Here is a 20,740-nt window from a genome sequence, read left to right as displayed (position 1 = left end):
ATTTTTTTCAATGTTATTGACAAAGGTACCCTATAAGAAACATCTGCGTGTTGGACGTCAGGGCAATATTTAGATTGCTCATTCAACTCATCTTTAACCCTTTCATATAAAATACGATCAGCTTCTTCATCGTATTCTTCATCTTCATCAAGAATATATTTTTTTACATTTTGTGAGTAATGAGCAAAAGGTTCATTTTCTTCAATCCATGATTCCATTGGCTCTGTTTCTAGCTGATATAATGCGGCATTCATGCCGACTAATTGAATGCCATCTTCAGGGAGCATATTTTGTAGGTATTTGCATAACCCCTGTTGCTCTTCATTGGGTGCTGAATCGAGAGTGTAGAGATAATTGCAAAGCCACTCAAGATATGACCAGTAACTTTCTTCTGATCTGCAAACATTGATGGGTTTTCCAGATTTATCTATAGGTACTTCGCCGTACCTATTGTCTTTTCCCCATCGCACTCCAGCATAAATCAATCCAATAGGAACGATTTGTTCGTCTGATCTTCCTGGAAATGCATCTTTAAGTATTTCCATCATAGGACTGCTATTTTCATAGTTCACACTCATTCCGATTTACCTCAACTTTTGGTTCTTCGCTATTTCGTGTGGGTAACGCGATTATGCCAGCTCGGTTTTTCCGCATTTACGGGCGCAAGCCAATCAAGGCCGAGCCCTACGGGTGCTCCAGTACGTTTCGCAGCCTTGACTGACTTGGCCCCGCATGCCCTGTGAGCTTTAGCGACGGCGGGGGAAGCGCGACTTTCGCTCTGGCTCAGAAAGCTATACCCCCCGGCTCTGCACGGTTTTTCGGTTACCCACACGAAACAGCGAGGAGCCCAGCTTTTTGTATTTTTATTTCAACCGTTCAATATCCAAGATGGTATCCTGTAATGGAGCGTGGTGGTTACAAACAAATTGCAACAACATGCTCAAATTGAGATGCTCCTTGGTTAACGGAACCTTTCAAAAAGCCTTCTCTACTTTCGCAGCTCAGGAGAAGGCGAGCAGGGGTGAAAATCCTGTCAAAAACGGGTAATGCTCCCCTTAGATGGACGATTTTGGGGGCAAAAAAATGGTTTTAAGACCGAAAATAGACCTTTTTGGACTATTATTACAAACTATCTTAGTATGTTATCTAGGTCCGATCCCGATAAGAGAATTATCTAGGGTATGACAATTTCCTGAATCAGGGGGGAGTAATAATAATTTCCTCACATGAATATGTGGTTCCCAAAAATTCTAATGTGTTACCATTATATCTACAGAAACCTCTGCGAATTCAGCTTTTTCGTGAAGTCCCGCCGTTTGAATCCCATGCATAATTGTTAACCCTCGTGTCGTGATACTTAATTTTTTAAGATTTTGTTCATCTACAAAATAAAAATTACCAATTTTTTGGCTTTCGTATTTGTTCATTGGATTGCCTGATGCGTAGAGAGTTAGTTTCTCATTGCCTAAGGGCGGGGTAATCATAAGGGTAATAAGGTCATTTTTTCCGGGAATCTCATAGACAACTCCGCCCTGATAGTACCTAGAGTTACGAGAAGGTGTCACCTCAATGATATTGGATTCAGCTGTTTTATATACAGCACGAGCATAGAAAGGTTTATTGCCTCGAAAGTAAAATTTCATCGTATCGCCGATATGGTATGTATCCTTGTCAGTCCATAGCTCAACAGACAATGGTGCTGCGGGGTTATGGATCATATTTTGAGCATATGAATTGGTGTTCTGTTTTTTTTTCGGAATGACTTCGGCCTTAATTTTTATTCGATAACAGAAATCTGTAAATCCACCAGAATCATTAGATTTGATCCATCTGTTTTCTAGTATTTGTAGAACTCTTACTGTCGTTTTAGAATAGGCATTCACAAGATCTTTCACGAGTTTTCCACTTTCAACTTTGCTTTCACTTGTGATGTATGTCCTTACAAATTCTGAAGCATTACGCTTGGCTTTTATTAACGCTAGTCTCTGTGTTTCACTACGAGAATGTTCTTGCCCTAGACAGGACTCTCCCTCGGACTCTACAATTATAGATTGAGTTGAGTATTCTTTAATACCCTGACCATAACTCAATAAGGTACTTGCAATAAGAAATACCAACGTCATAAATATCGAAATATCAATACGAATCATCATGCTACCCTTTGATAAGATATTATTTTGCAGAAATTATTTTTTTGATCAGTAATTTCCTGAATTTCATGATCAACTAGAAATATATATCACAATAAATCAGTTAGTTACATTCGTGTTGTCGTATACATAATTCGAATCGCCAATAAGTTGAAAAGCAGCCCAATAAAATGGTTCTTTGTAATGCCTGAGAGTGTCCTGTTGAGCTTTTTCTAGCGCACGGTCTTTTGGGTATGATGTAAGATATTTATAAAATTGAGTCATTAGGTAATTGGTTGATTTATCGTCTACTTTCCAAGAAGAAGCTAGCAACGATCGCGTGCCTGCAAAAAAAACACCTCGTTGTAATCCGATTAATTCATCCCCTGAACTGTATTTGCTAAATCCTGTTTGACATGCAGATAGTGTGACTAGCGAAGCATGCCAATGACATGAAAAAAGTTCGTCTGTTGTAAGCTGGCCATCATCACTCTGCGTGGGATATAATAGTATTTTTGATGCAAGTGGATGACATGGATCGAAAACAGCGTGAGATGCAATATGGATGATTTTGTAATTTTCAGCTTGTTTTTTCACCAAAGATTCTGTCCCTTCGTCACCAATTAGCACTTCAGATTCAGGAAGTATCTTTCCAATATTTAGAGCTTCTTTTGCTGAATAGGGTATATTCCCTGTAGGATTTCCAATAATTAAAGCTTTTTTACCTCCGATTACGTTCTTTTGTTTAACCATTGAAAGGACCGTTGCACTTGGCGCGTATGAAATTGCATAATCATCGATAAGATACTTTGTTTCATTCATAAGAGCCTGAAAAGGCATATAATGCAATACTTTATGCGGAATAATTACAATTCTATCGGTATCAAGTAGACATTTAACTGGGGATATTAATATATTATATAGATTATTTGATTTTTTTTTGTCAAAACTTAAGTTTGTTATAGATTCTCTCAAATCAAATATCTTGTTCGTTAAATTTTTATAATTTATATCTACACTTACACAGTCCAATGTATAGCTTGAGACAACAAATATATACAACTTTATATTTGTTATATAATATTCGACTATTACGATATCATCCTGTAATAGTTGATGGATTTTTAAGATTTCGAGCGTTTTAACATTAGAAAGGGAATATATTTCATCATAGCTGTTGTTATCTAGATTTTTACCTATAATTTCAAGCCCCCGAAGCAAATTTTCATGAGCATATTCCGCTTGCTCTGAACTGATATCTTTATCTTCTAGCATACTGTTAATTTCTGAACGGCTTTGTGCATATTCACTCGCCAAACAATTCTGCTGGGAACTCTTCAATTGGAGCTGGTTACTACCAAGAATATCTAAAAAAGATCTCGATTTTGATCTTTCAACATATTCCAGAGCTAATTCAAAATGATTAAGTGCGACAAGAATTTTAATCATTTTTGAATACAAAGTCTGCTTAAATGCAAAATATGCAATCCGTTCCTTCTCGGAATATATAGTTAAACGTTGACATTCTGTTATTTTGATTGCCTCTTTATATTGTTTCGCCGCAAGTTCTAGATTATTTTGTGTCAAATATGCGTCACCTATTGCAACCATATATTCAGACATCTCGTATTTATTCATATAACGGTTGAGGAGTAAAGAATAAGGAGTCATGAATTGTGTAAAATGTTGAACATCATCATTGTTAACGGTATAAACTGAATTGAGAAAGTTTGCAGACATTACGGTGTCATATATTCCAGAATCAGCATCTTTATCTTCCCATAGTAGTTTGTAAACATTACTAGTAGAGCTAGAAGAATAATCTCCTTGTGCTGCATGTGCGGCATCATTTGCAAGGGCTAAAGCAGTTGCACCGATTTTTGCACCAATAACACTCAATTTTCCAAACCATGCTAAAAATTTTTTCTTGGACAATCTTTTTGTATTGGTATCGTTTAGTTCTTTTTCATAATTTTCTTGGAGTATTGAAATCATTGTTTGATATCGTTCTGCGATTAATTTTTCCAATTTTTCAATACCAGTAATAAGTTTCTTATGATATTCTAATGCTTTTGCATATTGACCTTTTTTTACTAAGGCCAAAGTTGCCCAGTAATTGAGGCGATTAACTTTGTCTTGTGTGATTAAAGGATTAGAAACTATTGAAGGATTTGGCATATACTCTTCTGCATCTATGATTGCCTTAATAAAGACATCCTGATCTGATATTTTGTTGTCTAGTGCTTGAAATGCAACCTGTGCCTTTAAAAATCCTTTTTCAAAAGTTGAATAAGAAGGTGAAGAATCAATAAATCCTGAATATAGTAAAAAAAGTTTTTTACTTACTATATGTTTTTTATGTATAGTATTGAATTTATTATAGTCAGCTTTAAGTTTTTCTCCTATAAAAACCTGACGTTTTGAAACACGATCAAGAATCTTCTCAAAATCAGATTGCCGTATACATTCTACATAATCATCATCAAATGCGAAATTCATATCCTCTTCATCACTAAACAGGGTGTCTTTCGCGTAAAAACTGTAATATAAAAATCTATTTGTGTTGAAATATTTTGAAATATTAGTAGACTTAATATTTTTTTGATGCATTTTACGATAGAGTTTTAATGTTTTAAGGTTGTATTCCTTTGCCTTTTTAAAATTAACGAGTCCGTACGTGTAGAGATCCGCTAGATCATCAAAAACGTATAATTTCCCCTCAAGGTCACAATTATTTTTTTTCCCTGACTGACACTCATCTTCGATTTTTTCCAATCTCTCAAGAAGTAATATTTCTAACTCTTTAAATTTTTTTTCATATTTATAGTATGTAATGAAAGTTCTCGAATCCGCAATTTTACTTATATCGCTTGCTGTATCTTCTGAGTAGACCTCTTGCACTGACATAAAGACTATCAGGGGAATCAAAATGACGGTAATAAATTTCATCTTATTTGTCCCCATTCATTATCTGATCAAGCAACTCTTGTGAGCAAAGAAATGCCGTGTGAGAAAATAAAGTTCGCCTGTTCTGAAAGTCACGCTTATGTTCCCCTATAAAATGAACTGGTTTATGCAGGGGATCTTTTAGACGTTTATACTCATATTTTTCAACAAGAATCGTTCGAAGGGGAATAAATGTCTTTCCATCTATTATCTTAGCCTCTAATCGTAACCTTGCTTTGCTAGCGACCTTAGCCTCCAAAATTGAAACAAATACAACAAGATCATATTTATCAATTTCAATGTCATTGAGAGATTTATGGATATCTAATTGAATTTTTCTAAGTTTTGCCGCAGCGTTAATATTTTGACGAATTATAAAAAGATATTCGTTCGGTATAAAGTATCCAGAAGCAAAGTCGAGTTCAGTTTCATCTGAATAGAATTCACCCGTGAGATCTTTATCGTGCGATTTCTTTGAATATCTAACAGCATCTGGTAAAGGTAACGGGGACACAATCGCAATTTTGATGCATGGATTTTGAACTATTTTGTCCTCTGACAAGCTATTAAAATAATCAAAATTCAAATCATTCAATTTTACGCCACAACCTGAAATGAAAATAAGTATACAGCATACTATTAAATTTAGGATGATGGCATAATATGAAGCAGTGTATTTGACATCATTATTCATGATAATTTTCTCTTTTGATTGGCTATTTGAAGTCTGATTTTTGGATCAAGAACCTCTGATCGTACTTGCTCTAATACCATTTTTACTTTGTATTGAGACTTTATTAAAAATCTTTGCACGACAACGCATAGCCGATTTCTAACTATTTCTATCGGTCAATAAAAAATAGAAATGGTATAACCAACTATTATTAAAAAATACTGCCCCAGAGGACAAGGGTTTAGGTTGCCCCTAGAAGAGGCTTTCGCGGCCTTGTATCCATAGTTCAATCTTCGACCTCTATCGGTATTATCCTTCTTGATAGATAAAACTTCCAGGCCCGAATTCTGAAATGGTCAGAAACCGTTCACGGGAAATATACTCGTCTCTGCCCCGGCTCCCTTTGCGACCGGGGATGAAGGCGGACAGGGGAAGACGTGGAAAATTGTATCCGGGCAAAAAACCCTCTCCTGCAAAATATCGGTAGGAATAAAAATCCGACTGAAAACTGGAATTGGCCTTGAGCAGGAGCTCGATCTGGGTTTCCGCCTCGCTCCGAAGACGTCGTGCCTGATCCCGATCGCTTTGGGAGCGGCTGGCATCGTTGATGACCAGACTCTGCAGGTCACGTTGACTGACGGCGGCGCGATACAAAGAACGCCAGCGTTCACAGGCATCCTCGAATTTCAGGCCGATCTTGTTGACCACATCCGCCAGCCATTCCGAAGAGTACCAACCCGATCCTTTGAGTTCCGGCTCAAGAGCCCTGATGATGTTTCCGGCACGGACAAGAGCTCTATCCCGAGTCGATTCATCCTCAAGAGCGGATCGAACTCCGGGAAGGATGGACAGCACGGGTCTGGTGCCGGTGACATCCAGAAGATCCTTGAGGGATTTCTTGAGATCAAGTCCGGATTCACTGAGCCAGATGGCGTGGACATGGGCACGGAGCAGATCTTCATTAGCCAGATCGAGCCTTGGAGTGGACACAGAACCAGCCACCATGAGGTGGGGGGAACGGAAAAAATGCTGGTCATGAGAGTTGCCCTGAGCACAATAGGTGAGAACCAGAGCCGGTTGACCGGAACGTCCTGCACGACCGCTTCGCTGGGCATAATTGGCAGGAGTCGGAGGAACATTGCGCATGTTCACCGCGTTGAGCTGAGCGATATCCACTCCCAGTTCCATGGTCGGGGAACAATACATGATGGGCAGCTCGGCTTCCCGGAAGCTGTCTTCGCGCTCCTGCCGTTCCTTGTTGGGTACCTGGGCGGTATGTTCCCGGGCAACGAGCTGGGTGGTATCCCGGACCGCGCTTTTGTAAAGATCGACAAAAAAGGAATTCGTTCGACCGGGCCGATCTTCTGCCTGCTGAATGCGCATTTCATCATGTTGGGCTCTGGTTCCGTCCCCGGCTTTCCAGATCATGGAAGAGGCCGGGATCTGGTAGGCCGGGATCCCTTCCCGGTCTTCGGTGATCTGCTCAATGAGCCCGGCTCTGTTCAGGGACTGGAGCAAGGCGTTGATGATGATCGATGTTTCCTCAAGTGTGATTTTGCCGTGGCCTGCCTGAAAGGTGCGACGCAAAAACGTGGCAAAGGTGGAGCGGGAGGAAAGATAGAGGTCACCCTGATATTCCCTGGACTCCTTGTTTCTGGATCTGGGAAACAGGATGGCCGCATGATGGAGCTGCTCATCCTCGTCGATCCGCCAGGGCGCGATGAGATACTGGCTGGACTGGCGACGGATCCGTTCCTGATACTCGGGCTTGAGATGATCCACCCGTATGGCCAGTCTTCGGCGCATGAAATTGAGTAGACGGCAACCGATATCCTTGCGTTTGTCAGGGAGGGCCGATGCCAGGAATGGATGGGTCTGCCAGAGATCGTGATCCCGGGAAACCGCATCCATATCCATATATTCGATGTTCAGAAGGCCGCATTGTTCCAGATTGGGGGCAACGATCCGCCATCCCCGGCGCAGATCGCTGTAGATGCGGTACCCGAGAACGTTCCAGAAGGCCTTGTTGATATTGTTGGCCTTGCCGTATTTCGCACCGGGATCAACGGAATAGAGATGCGGGGGAAAACGGCCATCCTCGTACCCCACCCCAAGGGCATTGAAAACCTTGAGGGGAAGGACATCGTGCTCAAGGCCCTGCTGTCCGGCAGTGGCGAGAGCATTGTACAGGGCCGAGCGAACAAGGCCGACCTCGATGAAATCATTGAAATGCCCGGCCTGCAGGGATGCATCCTGCCTGTTGTCCGTGAAGCTGAGCAGTTTTTTGGCAATCTTGGGCAGATCCTGTTCCTGACGCAGATTCCTGACCGTGGACATGCTCAAAACCGTGGTGGCGGTGCTTCTGCCTTCGGTTCCCAGGGTAGCGAGCTTGGAAAAGTCTTTCAAACGTGGGGCGTAGGACACCCGGCAATGCAAGCAGAATGTGAACGGAGATTTGATAAACCATGCAGAGGTCGCCTGTGGATCCCGGGAATCACTGGTGATCGTTCCATTCGGAAGGAGAAATATTTTTTCAGGAAGGTATTTTCTGCGATGCTTGAAGATGCGAAGACGTCCATCGATTTCTTCTGTCCAATCATCGGGCAATTTCTCGGCCACAACCTGATCATCGTCGGGCCAGGGTGCGTCTTCCCGGATGTACAGATATCCGGCGCACCCGTCCTCGCGGACGCTGTGCCCGGGATTGCGGGCAGAGAACCAGGTTCTGTCTTGATCAGGGTCGGAAATACGCCAGACCGAATAGTACTCCTGCCCGCATTCGCGGCAGAATTGCAGGGGAAACAGAGCGGTCAGGGATTCCCGGTTGGGTGCGTATTGCTGGCCATGCAGAGTGATGGACCGGATCTGTTCGGATTCCGGGGTGGCATAGACGGTATCGCCCTTGCTCAAAAACTGGTGAAGCTTGAAGGCAAAGACCGGTTTGTTCGCAGCCTCGGGGGACTTGATGGCATAGCCGTCCAACAGGGTTTTCTGGATGACCGTCTCGCAGATCGCCGGATCGAGTTCGGTCTGATCAGCCAAACGGGAGGCAGCGCCCTTTTCGCCCAGAATGGGAAGGGGCATGCAACGTACGAGACGGTTTTCTTTTTCTTCCAGGCCAAGATTGTTTTCGATCCAGACAGACAAAGGATCATGAACAAATTCTTCATAATCTTGGGTGGTTGAGTTGACATTCAAGATGCGGCTCTTGAGACGATCCATGAATTCGGAAGCACCATATCCATAGTAGTCGGTTTCCCTACGCAGGGTTTCCATGATGATCCGACGAGGCATGACTTCCGAACCGAACAATTTGGAGGCAATGGACGCAACTTTCTGCTGCTGTTCTTCAAGCGTTCCGGGTCCCGCAAGGGTGGCCGATGTCCCGATGCATTGCAGCCTGTCGGGAGAACCGGTGGGCGTGATGGCGTTGCGCAGCCTGCGGATGAGCATGGCCACATCCGCACCTTGCCTGCCCCTGTAGGTGTGGAGTTCGTCAAATACCAGAAACTTGAGGTTGGATGCCGCCTGAACCAGCTTCTGTTCGTAAGGCCGGGTGAGGATGAGCTCCAGCATGACATAGTTGGTGAGCAGGATATCAGGCGGATTGTCCACGATCCGTTGCCTGGCCTCTTCGCCTTCCTGTCCCGTGTAGCGCTGGAAGGTCACGGGCGGATGGCCATTGTAACCATGGTGCAGAAATTTCTCGAGCTCGTTGATCTGAGAATTGGCCAGGGCGTTCATGGGATAGACGATGATGGCCTTGATCCCCGACCCCGAACCGGTGCGCAGGACATCGTCCACGATGGGAATGATGTAGGAAAGACTCTTTCCCGACCCCGTACCCGTGGTCAGCACGTAATTGTCCCCGGACTTGGCGGCCCGGATGGCATCGGTCTGATGCTTGTAAAGGCGCATGGGGGAGCCGACAGGATCTTTTTCGGTCTTGCCCGCCCTGAAGATCTTTTTGCATTCTGCGTGGAGCAGATTGTCATCCACCAAATCGTCCACACTCCCGCCCCAGGCAAACGCGGGATTGAGCTGGATCAATGGGTCCGGCCAAAGCAGGCCGCTGCCCAGCTTGGCTTTGACCTCGTCGTGAATGCGTTGATCACGGATTTCGATGAAGCTTCGGATGTAGGTGGCGTAATCGTCGATGATGCGGTGGCGGAGATTGAAGACATCCATGGCAGATTGGGTATGGTTTTTTGGGGTGGATGCAAAACGGAAAATGATCTTCTTACAGCGGTGTCCACAACAAAACCGCCAAGAAGATCACGAAATTGTTCCCAAGTTACTCATTCTCGACATAAAAAACAAGGACAAATCCACATTTTAATGTTGAGACGTACTATGAATACACATTTTGTCATACACAGAATTTTGATCCTGCAGAAATGTAACAGATGAGGCTGTATTGATTGTCTAACTAACTGTGATTTTGATGTTTAAAAATGTATGATAAAAGAAGATCGGTCGCGAGGGGGGGGGTATTCGGAAGGGATGAAGCAGGAGTCGCCATGCTAATTTAGCGAATTAAGCTGAAATTCTGGGGGTTCAGACGATAAAAGGCAGGAGCATTTGTGCTAATTGTAAAATCTAGGCATACATCGTTATTGTAATCCATAAAGGATCGTTTCTCGATCAGCTTTAGATCATGATATATACCTCCAATAAAAGCTGCAAACCTATAGAGAAGGACATCCCGCCTTGAAGGATTGCCTGCAGTCAGGTTATCCAAGCCACACGAAGCATATTCTTCTGCATATTCTTCCGCACATCCACGTTATTCCTCCGCATATTCTTCCGCATTTTGAAAATGCGGAAGAATATAGCCACAAATCATACAACATCACAATTTTGAACACCACCTATAATTTAAGTGTAAATTTCCATTAAATTTCATTGCTGCTTGCGGCCTGTGGTCAACCAAAAAACCATGATAACCATATGCCCATGCAATCCATTATATACAAGGATGTCCGGTGAGTCCTTGCCATATCAAATTTAGGTACTATTAGAGATTCATTGATACAAAAAGACTGTTTTTTTCGTTGTAAATTTGATTATAGATGATTTAGTATAGTCATGTTAAATGCAAAAATTACCAAAAGCTAAAGTTTATGTTAATTTGGCCGATATAGTATAAGAGACAATAATACAAGGGGGTGTTCATGGATATTTTTTCTGAGTTTTATAAATTTTCTGAATGTTATGAACATGAGGATACCGTTACAGAAATCATTGAAATATTAGCTCAAAGAGAGGATCGCAAATTGTCTTTACAGACTCAGAAGGAGTATATAAAAATATTTCAGCGTCTTGAGTCAAATAATTTCGCAGATTTCTATGATGGATCTAAAAGCTATTTTTACAAAAAAAAGGCGGCTGCTGCTTACAAAACGTTCGACATCTTAGAATCCTGCATTTGCGAATTGTGTGCAAAAGAGAGAGATCCTGACTCTGTTGAACAGTTAGTCGACAAGGCTAAACACTACATCAATATATATTACGACTACTGTGAAAATAATGGCGTATCACCGGTTAAAAAAAAGCCGCCGACAAAAAATTCCAAGCGCCGCTCAATCAGCCATATGCACGACTACTGGCGTGAGCAAATTTGGAACGAATGTGAAAATCCTGATTACAAAGGAGCAGTAGCCTTACTGGATTTGGTGGGAGCCAGGCCTTGTGAAATCGAGAAAGGCGTCCTTGTCGAGTGGCAAGATGGTTCCCCACACCTGACAATAACAGTTAAAGGTGGAAAAACAGGTGCGGAAGGCAAGAATGGTCAAAAAATTCGAAAATTCAAAGTAGACCTCAACACTCAATGCCACAGGGGATCACCTAAAGATTACCTTATGAACCAGTGCTTTGAATACGGGTATTGCATAATAAAAGCACACCCTAAACGGCTCAATGATTACGTCCGGCGGATTTCCGAAAAGCTGTGGCCTAGGAAAAATAACCAGATTGCCCCATTTAGTTATAGACACCAAAACTCTGCCGACATCAAAAAAGACGGATTCTCTAAAGTAATGACGGCAAAAACTATGGGACACCGGTCCACGCGATCGCAAAAGCACTATGGCACCGCCCGGCAGGGCGGGCGACGAAGCTCGATCATTGGGGTCGAATGCTCTGATCCCGTACGTAGTTACGAACCAAACTACAAATCAATCCCCTCCAATCAATCAAAAGAAGGTAAAATAAAGGTCAAATAGAGGACGCAGTCAAGGGCTGTGCGAAAGTCGCCACGGTGGCGAAAACAAACGTTTTGAGGCAATATATGAAGCCACTTTTAACAGTGAAAGATTTAGCAATTTTTTTGCAAACGTCCGAGGCCAGTATCCGGAATGCAATCTATAAAAAGCGCTGGGACAGAATTCCTCCCCCACTGCCTATGGGATCCCGCCGTTACTGGTCTGAAAAACAGGTAGAGCAATGGCTCGAACAAAAAATTCAGCTGGCCTACAAAAACGCATATAACGGGCCGCGTACAAAAAAAGGTCGCCCAACCAAGACGGAAACCATCATCAAACAAAACACCCCTCAGCTCTGACCTGAGCCCACAACTTTGCCTCCACAATAATGGCATTTATTCTGAGATGCCGACCAATTTCTCCTCAGCTGATAAGCATGTATTCGTACGACTACAGTCCGGCATATCAGCACTGTACTTGTCGAAATGATTTACAGCTGCCAAGCTTTGTTGCCTCAAAAATTTTGTTGTCATTTTTCCAACCAAGCGAAGCAGGTTCCACTATTCTCTCAAGCATATCCGCAAATTCTCTCGCTCATGGGGACTGATTTGCAACAGCAAAAGCCTTCATCTACTCATGTGGCTTATTTGACGTTGCCTGCAAAAGGAAAAGGCCATCAATCCTCTCTGGATCAATGGCCTTTTTCATCATAATTCAGTGTCACACATTCAGTTGCGGTTAGGCTGCTGTACTCCCCTTTTTTCACCTTCGAGTCGATTGACGAGTCTGTCAGCACGCAAGTGTGCATACCTTGCGAGCATTTGAAGAGTCTTATGCCCTGTTATCCCCTTAATTTCCATTATATCGAGATCAGTATTTTCAAAAAGCCGACTGGTGGCTTCATGGCGAAGATCATGGAATCTCAAATTCTCGATATTTGCTTTCTGGCATGCTGTTCGAAAATTTTTTGAAAGTCTCCCCTCGGACAGCTGAAATACCCGCCCGTGGATTGGGATGGTTTTGTCCGGGATGAGCTCCTTAAGAATTTTGATGGCTTTCGGTGATAACGGAATTGTCCTGGCTTCGCCATTTTTTGTATGGGGCAAATAAGCAGTTCGGGAATCGAAATTTACCCTGTCCCAGGTGAGCGTTACGATCTCTTCACGTCGCATGGCTGTTTCAAGGGCGATATTGATGATAGGCTTCAATCGTTCAGGAGCATGATGCAAGAGCAGGCTTTCTTCAGTCATAGTTTCTCCCTCAACCACAACCTGCCGTTTTAAACGCCTATCCCTTCCCTGAGGAATTTTTGGCTTAGTCATCCGTTTGACCGGATTGGTTAGGGATTCCATGCCCCAGTCATTGTTGGCGACTTCAAAAATTTTGGAGATCAGTGCCAAATCCAGCCTGATGGTGTGGGGACCCACCCCCTCGGCCTCCCTGGTTTTCCTGTACTCGATAAGATGCTTCGTCTTGATCGATGCCATGAACTGTTCGGCCAAGGGATAGTTGAGTAGATGGTTGAGCCTGCTTTCCTCTTTCTTTGAATGGGTATATCTGGGGATGTACTCTTCCCGAAATCTTTCGATCACTTCCCTGAATGTGGAACTTTCCGCTTCCCTCCGCGATACGAAAACTCCTCGATCCATCTCGGACTCGACGTCTCTTGCCCAAGCCTCGGCATCGCCTTTGTTTTCGAAGGTTTTCGATTGTAGGGGCCAGCCTTTCCGACGAATTTTAGCTTGCCATTGCCCTTTGCCACGTTTGCTGAATGTCGCCATTGGTTCCTCCAATGTGGATTGGTTGTTCCAAAATGAGGCCGTTGTCCCAAAATTGTCCCAAAAAGGCGATCAAACACAAAAAAGGGGCTAGATTTTTCATCTAACCCCTTGATTTTGCTGGTGCGCCCGGCAGGATTCGAACCTACGACCCTCTGATTCGTAGTCAGATACTCTATCCAGCTGAGCTACGGGCGCGACAGGAGAGGTTTTTAGGGAGTGGGTGGGGTTTAGTCAAGAAAAAAATGAAAAAAAAAGATTTTTTTGGATGATGACATTGAATGTTTTACATTCTGTGATGCATGACAGGAAGACATCTTTTTCGGACAGGCCTGGACCGGCATGCATTCACCGCATCAGGAGAGTTGGAATATGAAGTTGGGCACAAAGCTTTTTCTTGGGATTTTTTTTATCGCGTTTCTGGTTTCCGGGGCGACGGGATCGTATTTTTATGCCCAGTCCCGGGAGGCCGTGATGCATACCTTGCGGCAGGAACTAAAGAGCGCGGCCTGTTCTGCTGCGAAAATGGTCGATGGGGAGATACTCGATGGGTTGGTTGATCCGGAGCAGTATGGCTCACAACCCTACAAGGCGGTCCAGCGGGTGTTACGGGCCGTTGTCGATTCGAATCCGGATTTTCTATATGCGTATACCATGCGCCATGTGAATGGAAAGGTTCGGTTCATTGTCGATTCTCCGCCATCGGATGACAATGGGGATGGAGAAATCGGGGAGGACGAGCTCCCCGAGGACATCGGTGTATTGTATGACGATCCGGTGCCGGATTTGTTGCGCGGGTTTTTGCAGCCCAGTGCGGATGATGAGCCTTACGAGGACGAATGGGGCGTGACATTGTCCGGGTATGCACCGGTTTTCGACCATTCCGGGAGGGGCGTTGGCCTATTGGGGATAGACATGAGCATAAGCAGGGTGGCCGCAAAGCTGACGAGGATCGAACAGGCGGGGCTTTTTTCATTGGGGCTGACGGTCCTGTTGTCCTGCACCCTTACGTTCTTTTTCATCCGTACCGTCGTCAAACCGGTCAAGGCCCTCCAGCAGGCCTTCCAGCGCGTCGGCAAGGGGGATTACGGTGTCGTCCTCAAGCCATCGTCAAAAGATGAGATCGGGGATCTGGTCAAGCGTTTTAATATCCTTGTCGGTGAACTCAAGGAAAAGGCATTGATGAAGGCCAATTTCGGCAAGATCGTCAACCCAAAGATCGTGGAACGGTTGCTGGATCCGGATTTCAAGCGTGAGAGCGAGGTGGTCAGGGTCACTGTTCTTTTTTGTGACCTGCGAGGATTCACCACCATGAGCGAGAACCTGCCTCCTTCCATGCTTGTCGGGCTGCTCAATGACTATTTTACGGCGATGGTCGAGATCATCGAGTCCCACGGCGGAATGGTCGATAAGTTCGTGGGTGACAAGGTCATGGCCGTTTTCGGGCATCCCGCTCCCCTGGATAACGAGTCCCAGGCCGCCCTCAACGCTGCGCGGGAGATGATCGCCAAATGTGATGGACTCAATAGGGAATTGTGCCTCACTGGCGATTTCAAGCTGGTCAACAGTATTGGTCTCCATTCCGGCCCTGCCCTGGCAGGAATCATCGGCTCTCCTGACCGTTCCGAATACACGGTTATCGGTGATAGTGTGAATGTGGCCGCTCGGCTGGAACGGAAGACACGGGATCTTGGGACCCGGCTCGTCCTTTCCGCGCAAGTGGCCAACGGTCTTGGAAAGATCCCTGCCGATCTCGCTCGAAAAGGGGAACAGGACATCCGCGGTCGTCATGATTCCATTGAAATACTGGCCTTGGAGGAAATTGAGCATTGACATTTTCCGTTTCGTGATAACACATACCCCTTCGCTTTTGCGTGCGGGTACGGATGCGGATATGTTGTTCCTGTCCGCTCTCGCGCCGGAATTTTACACGTTCATGGATACGTGAGCCATGTTGGACGGAGGACATATCGTGACACAGGAACTGCACGGAACGACCATTCTGGCGGTCAAGGACGGGACCGGTGTGGCCATGGCCGGTGACGGTCAGGTTACCCTTGGTCAGGCCATGGCCATGAAGCACGGTGCCAGAAAGGTACGCAAGGTTTATAAGGATAAGGTCATGGTCGGGTTTGCCGGGGCCACAGCGGACGCGTTCACGCTCTTGGAACGTTTCGAGGCCAAGCTCGAAGAGTTTGCCGGCAATCTTGTGCGGGCCAGTGTCGAGCTGGCCAAGGATTGGCGGATGGACAAGTATTTGCGACGGTTGGAGGCCATGATTCTGGTGGCCGATGCCGAGCATATGCTCATCCTGAGCGGAACGGGCGATGTGATCGAACCCGATGACGGTGTCGTGGCCATCGGTTCCGGAGGCCCATACGCATTGTCCGCTGCACGGGCCCTGGTGCGCAATACGGATTTGCCTGCCGAGGAGATCGTGACCAAGGCGATGGAAATCGCTTCCGAACTTTGTGTTTTTACCAACGACAATATCGTCGTCGAAGTGGCCCATAAAGAGGAGTAAAGAGGATCACATGAGTACGTTGACCCCACGGGAAATAGTTTCCGAATTGGATAAATTCATCATCGGCCAGAAAGAGGCCAAGAAGATGGTCGCCATTGCATTGCGCAACCGATGGCGCAGGCGACAGTTGGGCGATGACCTGCGTGACGAGGTCGTGCCCAAGAATATCATCATGATCGGCCCCACCGGTGTTGGCAAGACCGAGATAGCCCGCCGTTTGGCCCGCCTCGCCGGTTCCCCCTTTTTCAAGGTCGAGGCGACCAAATTCACGGAGGTCGGGTATGTGGGCCGTGATGTTGAATCCATGATCCGTGATCTCATGGAGATTGGGATCACCATGGTCCGTAAGGAAGAGGCGGAGAAGGTCAAGATCAAGGCCGAGGCCAATGCCGAGGAGCGTCTGATGGATCTGCTCCTGCCCCGAAAAAACTCACAGGAAGCCCAGCCCGCTTATGGTCCGGGGGAAACAACGGCGAACAAATCCATCCCCCTGGATGGGGGGGAGGACAGTACCCGGGAGAAATTGCGCAAACTCTGGCGCGACGGTAAACTCGACGATCGTATGGTCGAGATCGACGTGACCACTTCCGGCGGGAATGTCGAGGTCATGGCCATCCCCGGGATGGAAGGCATGGAAATGCAGATGCAGGATATGCTCAGCCGTGTTTTTCCCAAGAAGCGTAAGTCCAAGAAGGTCCGTGTCAAAGATGCCTACGACATCCTGATCCAGGAGGAGAGCGAAAAACTTGTTGACATGGACAAGGTCACGGAAATTGCCAAGGAGCGGGTTGAAGAGTCCGGCATCGTGTTCGTTGACGAAATCGACAAGATCTGTTCGGGAAGCCAGGCGACATCCAAGGCGGACGTGTCCCGCGAAGGGGTCCAGAGGGATTTGTTGCCCATTGTCGAGGGATGCGTGGTCAACACCAAGTATGGAATGATCCGCACGGACCATATTTTGTTCATCGGTGCCGGGGCCTTCCATATGTCCAAACCCTCTGATCTCGTCCCCGAACTCCAGGGACGCTTCCCCCTGCGGGTGGAACTCAGAGCCCTGACCAAAGAAGATTTTTACCGCATCCTGACCGAGCCCCAGAATGCCCTCACCACCCAGTACATCGGTCTTCTGGCCACGGAACGGGTGCAGATCGAATTCACGGACGAGGCACTGCTCGAACTGGCCGGGTTCGCCCAGGAGATCAATGAAGAGACCGAGAATATCGGAGCAAGAAGGCTGTACACGATCATGGAAAAGATCCTTTCGGATCTGTCCTTTGATGCTCCGGACCGGACCGGGGAGAAGGTGGTCATCGATCCGGAATTCGTGCGTGAACAGCTCAAGGACGTGAAGGAAGACAGGGATTTATCAAGATATATTCTCTAATGTTTTCAATACAGTCCTATGGAGAATGTCGTTCCGAAATATGGAATTACATATTTTGTAAATTTTCGAAATTTTAGAGAGTAAAAACATTGCTGTCTGTTTTTCCAATCTCTTGAATTTCTTAAAGCCTCCAATTTCTTAAATGTGTTGTTCGGTACTCAAGGTTCCGGTCCTTTATTCCAGACTATTGCACCAGCTGTGTTTTGATCGGAACTGCAACAAGGAGTGTGAGGATGGAGCAGGATATTTCCAAGGCCAGGGTCTTGTTGGAGGCCCTTCCATATATTCGGGAGTTTTGCGGGCAGACCGTTGTCATCAAGTACGGCGGTCATGCCATGAAGGACGAGCAGCTCAAGAAGAGTTTTGCCCTGAACGTCATTTTGCTCAAGTATATTGGGATCAATCCGGTCATTGTCCATGGGGGCGGTCCCCAGATTGGGAACATGCTCGACCAACTGGGCATAGCCTGCCAGTTCAAGGAGGGGCTCCGGGTGACTGACCAGGCGACAATGGATGTGGTCGAAATGGTCCTTGTGGGCAAGGTGAACAAGGAGATCGTCAACCTGGTCAATCTGAACGGGGGCAGGGCCGTCGGCCTCTCCGGCAAGGACGGGGAGACCATCCGGGCCAGAAAGCTGGAAATGGCCGTGCAGCGTGATGACGCTCCGCCCGAGATCATCGATCTGGGCAAGGTCGGGGAGGTCGTCGAGATCAGAACCTCGCTCATCCGTTCCCTGGAGCGCGAAGGATTCATCCCCATTATCGCCCCGGTGGGCGTGGACGAAGAGGGGGAGACCTACAATATCAACGCCGATTCCGTGGCCGCCGGTGTGGCCGCGGCCCTGCAGGCCAAGAAACTGGTGCTGCTCACCGATGTCCCCGGGATCCTGGACGGCAAGAAGGAGCGTATTTCCACCCTGGACCGCAGGGAGTCGGCCACGGCCCTTGATTCAGGACTGCTCACCGGCGGTATGATCCCCAAGGTCAAATGCTGCATGGAGGCCGTGGAATCGGGAGTTGAAAAGGCCCATATCCTGGACGGCCGCCAGGAAAATTGCATCATTCTGGAAATGTTCACCAAGGGCGGCATCGGTACCCAGATTGTTGACGGATGAGAAGAACACCTCGTCTTGCTGGGAAATCGGCCCTAATGTTCTTGACAGTAGGGGGGGATCCGTATAGTCAACTTCCTCGTTTTTCGAGATGTTGCCCCCGTAGCTCAGGCGGATAGAGCACGGGATTCCTAATCCCGGTTAGCCCAGGTTCGAGTCCTGGCGGGGGCACCAAGATGACGCTTCAATCCGGTATCTTAAATAGGTACCGGATTTTTTTGATCAGCATTTAGATTTGACGGTAAATTTTTCCCTGCTGTAATAGTAGAATTTTGGTCTGAATAATTACAAACATGGTTGGTTGTCCGGTAAGATTTGTTCTGCAACCCACCACCTTCCGGGAAGAGCAATAAAAAAGGGGCGTTCCGAACGATCGGAGCGCCCCTTTTTTGTCCAGAAGGCTGTCCATTATTCAGGTTTTGCGATCGTTCCGGCGGTGATCATCTCCTCGATCTGGGCCACATCCTTGTCCCCGCGGCCTGAAAGGTTGACCACGACGATCCGGTCTTTGCCCAGTGTTGGGACGAGGCGGACGGCATGGGCCAGGGCGTGTGAAGACTCCAGGGCCGGAACAATCCCTTCGCTCCTGGACAGGGTGAAAAAGGCGTTCACCGCGTCCTGATCGCTTGCGGTGAAATATTCGGCCCGGCCGAGATCCTTGAGAAAACTGTGTTCAGGACCGACACTTGGGTAGTCCAGTCCGGCGGCAATGGAATAGACCGGTCCGGCATCGCCTTCCGCGTCCTTGATCATGTACGAGTTGAATCCGTGGAGTACGCCGGGGGTTCCTGTGGTCAGGCTGGCCGCATGGTCGCCCAGGTTCATGGATTTGCCCGCCGGTTCCACCCCGTGGAGTTTGACGTTCTCATCCCCTATGAATTCGGCGAACATGCCGATGGCATTGGACCCCCCGCCCACGCATGCCACCAGATAATCGGGCAGTCGTCCTTCCTTTTCTTGGATCTGTTCCCGGGTCTCCTTGCTGATCACCGACTGGAAATACTTGACCATGGTCGGGTAGGGATGCGGACCCACTGCCGAGCCCAGGAGGTAGAAGCTGTTGTCGATATCCTCGACCCATGCACCAATGGCCTCGTCCACGGCCTCCTTCAAGGTCTGCTGACCGCTCTTTGCCGGGACCACCCTGGCCCCGAGCATCTCCATACGGAAGACGTTCAGCCGTTGCCTTTTGATGTCCTCGGCACCCATGTAGATGGTACATTCCATGCCCATGAGGGCGGCCGTGGCCGAGGTGGCCACCCCGTGTTGTCCCGCCCCGGTCTCGGCGATGATCTTTTTTTTGCCCATCCGTTTGGCCAGGAGGATCTGGCCGATGGTGTTGTTGATCTTGTGGGCGCCCAGGTGGTTGAGATCCTCGCGTTTGAGATAGAGCTTTGCCCCGCCCAGTTCTCTGGTCAGGTTTTCACAAAGGTAGAGTGGGGTGGGGCGACCGGAGTAGTCCTTGAGATAGGATTCGAATTCCTGGATGAATCCCGGATCGTCCTTGCAGGACACAAAGGTCGCTGCCAGTTGGTCCAGGATGTCCTTGATGGAATCGGGAAGAAATTGTCCGCCGTACTCACCGAAAAAACCATCCGCCTTGGGTGTGGATTGCATGTTTGCCTCCTTGATCTGGGCCGTGCGGACCGGGCATAAAAAAACCGCGGTCAGTCTACACTGCCGCGGTATTGTTCCAGAGATCCCCTGTCTTGATCTACACCATACCAAATTGCCGCGGCTCTGTCTTCCAGAGCCACCACCAAGAATTGGTCATGGAAGTATGGGTAGTTGTCGTGTTCATTGGAAGCTAATTGTCCCAGATCCAGGCATCTGTCAAGAACCTATGGGGGTGGTTGTTTGCGTGTCGGTGCGTTTGGGGATAGAAGGTGTGCTTTGTCTTTTGCTTACCTTGTTGGAGGCGTAACTATTCAGGTGCATTTTGCAAGAATCAGCGTTGGGGATTGTAGGAATTTACCGAAATGTGTCGAAAT

Annotated in this window: 13 protein-coding genes and 2 tRNA genes; 7 read left to right on the top strand and 8 right to left on the bottom strand. The window is 46.9% G+C overall.

Annotated features, from left to right (window positions below):
* The 5 genes from ACY692_RS08375 to ACY692_RS08355 all read right to left on the bottom strand — a co-directional run.
* On the bottom strand, positions 1-572 hold a 572-nt coding region (locus tag ACY692_RS08375), incomplete at its 3' end, for a hypothetical protein (RefSeq protein WP_462324899.1).
* Between the two features lie 678 nt (positions 573-1,250).
* Complete coding sequence (locus ACY692_RS08370; protein ID WP_462324898.1) at positions 1,251-2,150, bottom strand: DUF4384 domain-containing protein; 900 nt, start codon at positions 2,148-2,150, stop codon at positions 1,251-1,253.
* 99 nt (positions 2,151-2,249) lie between these two features.
* Positions 2,250-5,078, bottom strand: coding sequence for a CHAT domain-containing protein (locus ACY692_RS08365; RefSeq protein WP_462324897.1), 2,829 nt, complete (start codon positions 5,076-5,078; stop codon positions 2,250-2,252).
* A gap of 1 nt (position 5,079) precedes the next feature.
* Positions 5,080-5,769, bottom strand: a complete 690-nt coding sequence (locus ACY692_RS08360) for a hypothetical protein (protein ID WP_462324896.1) — start codon at positions 5,767-5,769, stop codon at positions 5,080-5,082.
* Positions 5,770-6,057: 288 nt separating this feature from the next.
* Entirely contained in the window at positions 6,058-9,936 is a 3,879-nt protein-coding gene (locus ACY692_RS08355) for a DEAD/DEAH box helicase (protein WP_462324895.1), read from the bottom strand.
* Between the two features lie 986 nt (positions 9,937-10,922).
* On the opposite strand from ACY692_RS08355, the gene ACY692_RS08350 reads away from it, so the two are divergent.
* Positions 10,923-11,972 (top strand): hypothetical protein, encoded by a 1,050-nt coding sequence (locus ACY692_RS08350; RefSeq protein WP_462324894.1) that lies wholly within the window; start codon positions 10,923-10,925, stop codon positions 11,970-11,972.
* A gap of 65 nt (positions 11,973-12,037) precedes the next feature.
* Positions 12,038-12,310 carry a helix-turn-helix transcriptional regulator gene (locus ACY692_RS08345; protein WP_462324893.1) on the top strand — a complete coding sequence of 91 codons (273 nt, stop codon included), beginning with the start codon at positions 12,038-12,040 and terminating at the stop codon, positions 12,308-12,310.
* 369 nt (positions 12,311-12,679) lie between these two features.
* On the opposite strand, the gene ACY692_RS08340 is transcribed toward ACY692_RS08345, so the two are convergent.
* Together ACY692_RS08340 and ACY692_RS08335 are read right to left on the bottom strand one after the other, a co-directional pair.
* A complete protein-coding gene (locus ACY692_RS08340; protein ID WP_462324892.1) occupies positions 12,680-13,732 on the bottom strand; it encodes a site-specific integrase in 1,053 nt (350 codons plus the stop codon).
* 118 nt (positions 13,733-13,850) lie between these two features.
* Positions 13,851-13,927, bottom strand: a tRNA-Arg gene (locus ACY692_RS08335).
* Positions 13,928-14,101: 174 nt separating this feature from the next.
* On the opposite strand from ACY692_RS08335, the gene ACY692_RS08330 reads away from it, so the two are divergent.
* The 5 genes from ACY692_RS08330 (at position 14,102) to ACY692_RS08310 (ending at position 18,923) form a co-directional block, all read left to right on the top strand.
* Complete coding sequence (locus ACY692_RS08330; RefSeq protein WP_462324891.1) at positions 14,102-15,562, top strand: adenylate/guanylate cyclase domain-containing protein; 1,461 nt, start codon at positions 14,102-14,104, stop codon at positions 15,560-15,562.
* 139 nt (positions 15,563-15,701) lie between these two features.
* A complete protein-coding gene (gene hslV, locus ACY692_RS08325) occupies positions 15,702-16,253 on the top strand; it encodes an ATP-dependent protease subunit HslV (protein WP_462324890.1) in 552 nt (183 codons plus the stop codon).
* A gap of 10 nt (positions 16,254-16,263) precedes the next feature.
* On the top strand, positions 16,264-17,637 hold the full coding sequence (hslU, locus tag ACY692_RS08320) for an ATP-dependent protease ATPase subunit HslU (protein ID WP_462324889.1): 1,374 nt from the start codon (positions 16,264-16,266) through the stop codon (positions 17,635-17,637).
* 233 nt (positions 17,638-17,870) lie between these two features.
* The gene (gene argB, locus ACY692_RS08315; RefSeq protein ID WP_462324888.1) at positions 17,871-18,752 is read left to right on the top strand and encodes an acetylglutamate kinase; all 882 of its coding nucleotides are present in this window, start codon (positions 17,871-17,873) and stop codon (positions 18,750-18,752) included.
* Positions 18,753-18,845: 93 nt separating this feature from the next.
* A tRNA-Arg gene (locus ACY692_RS08310) sits at positions 18,846-18,923 on the top strand.
* A gap of 234 nt (positions 18,924-19,157) precedes the next feature.
* Here the strand turns inward: ACY692_RS08310 and trpB are convergent.
* Positions 19,158-20,366: a tryptophan synthase subunit beta gene (gene trpB, locus ACY692_RS08305; protein WP_462324887.1), complete on the bottom strand. Its 1,209-nt coding sequence runs from the start codon at positions 20,364-20,366 to the stop codon at positions 19,158-19,160.
* Positions 20,367-20,740: the final 374 nt, after the last annotated feature.

It is taken from the genome of Desulfoplanes sp., from assembly GCF_054921335.1.
This window is presented reverse-complemented; position numbering and strand designations above follow the sequence as displayed.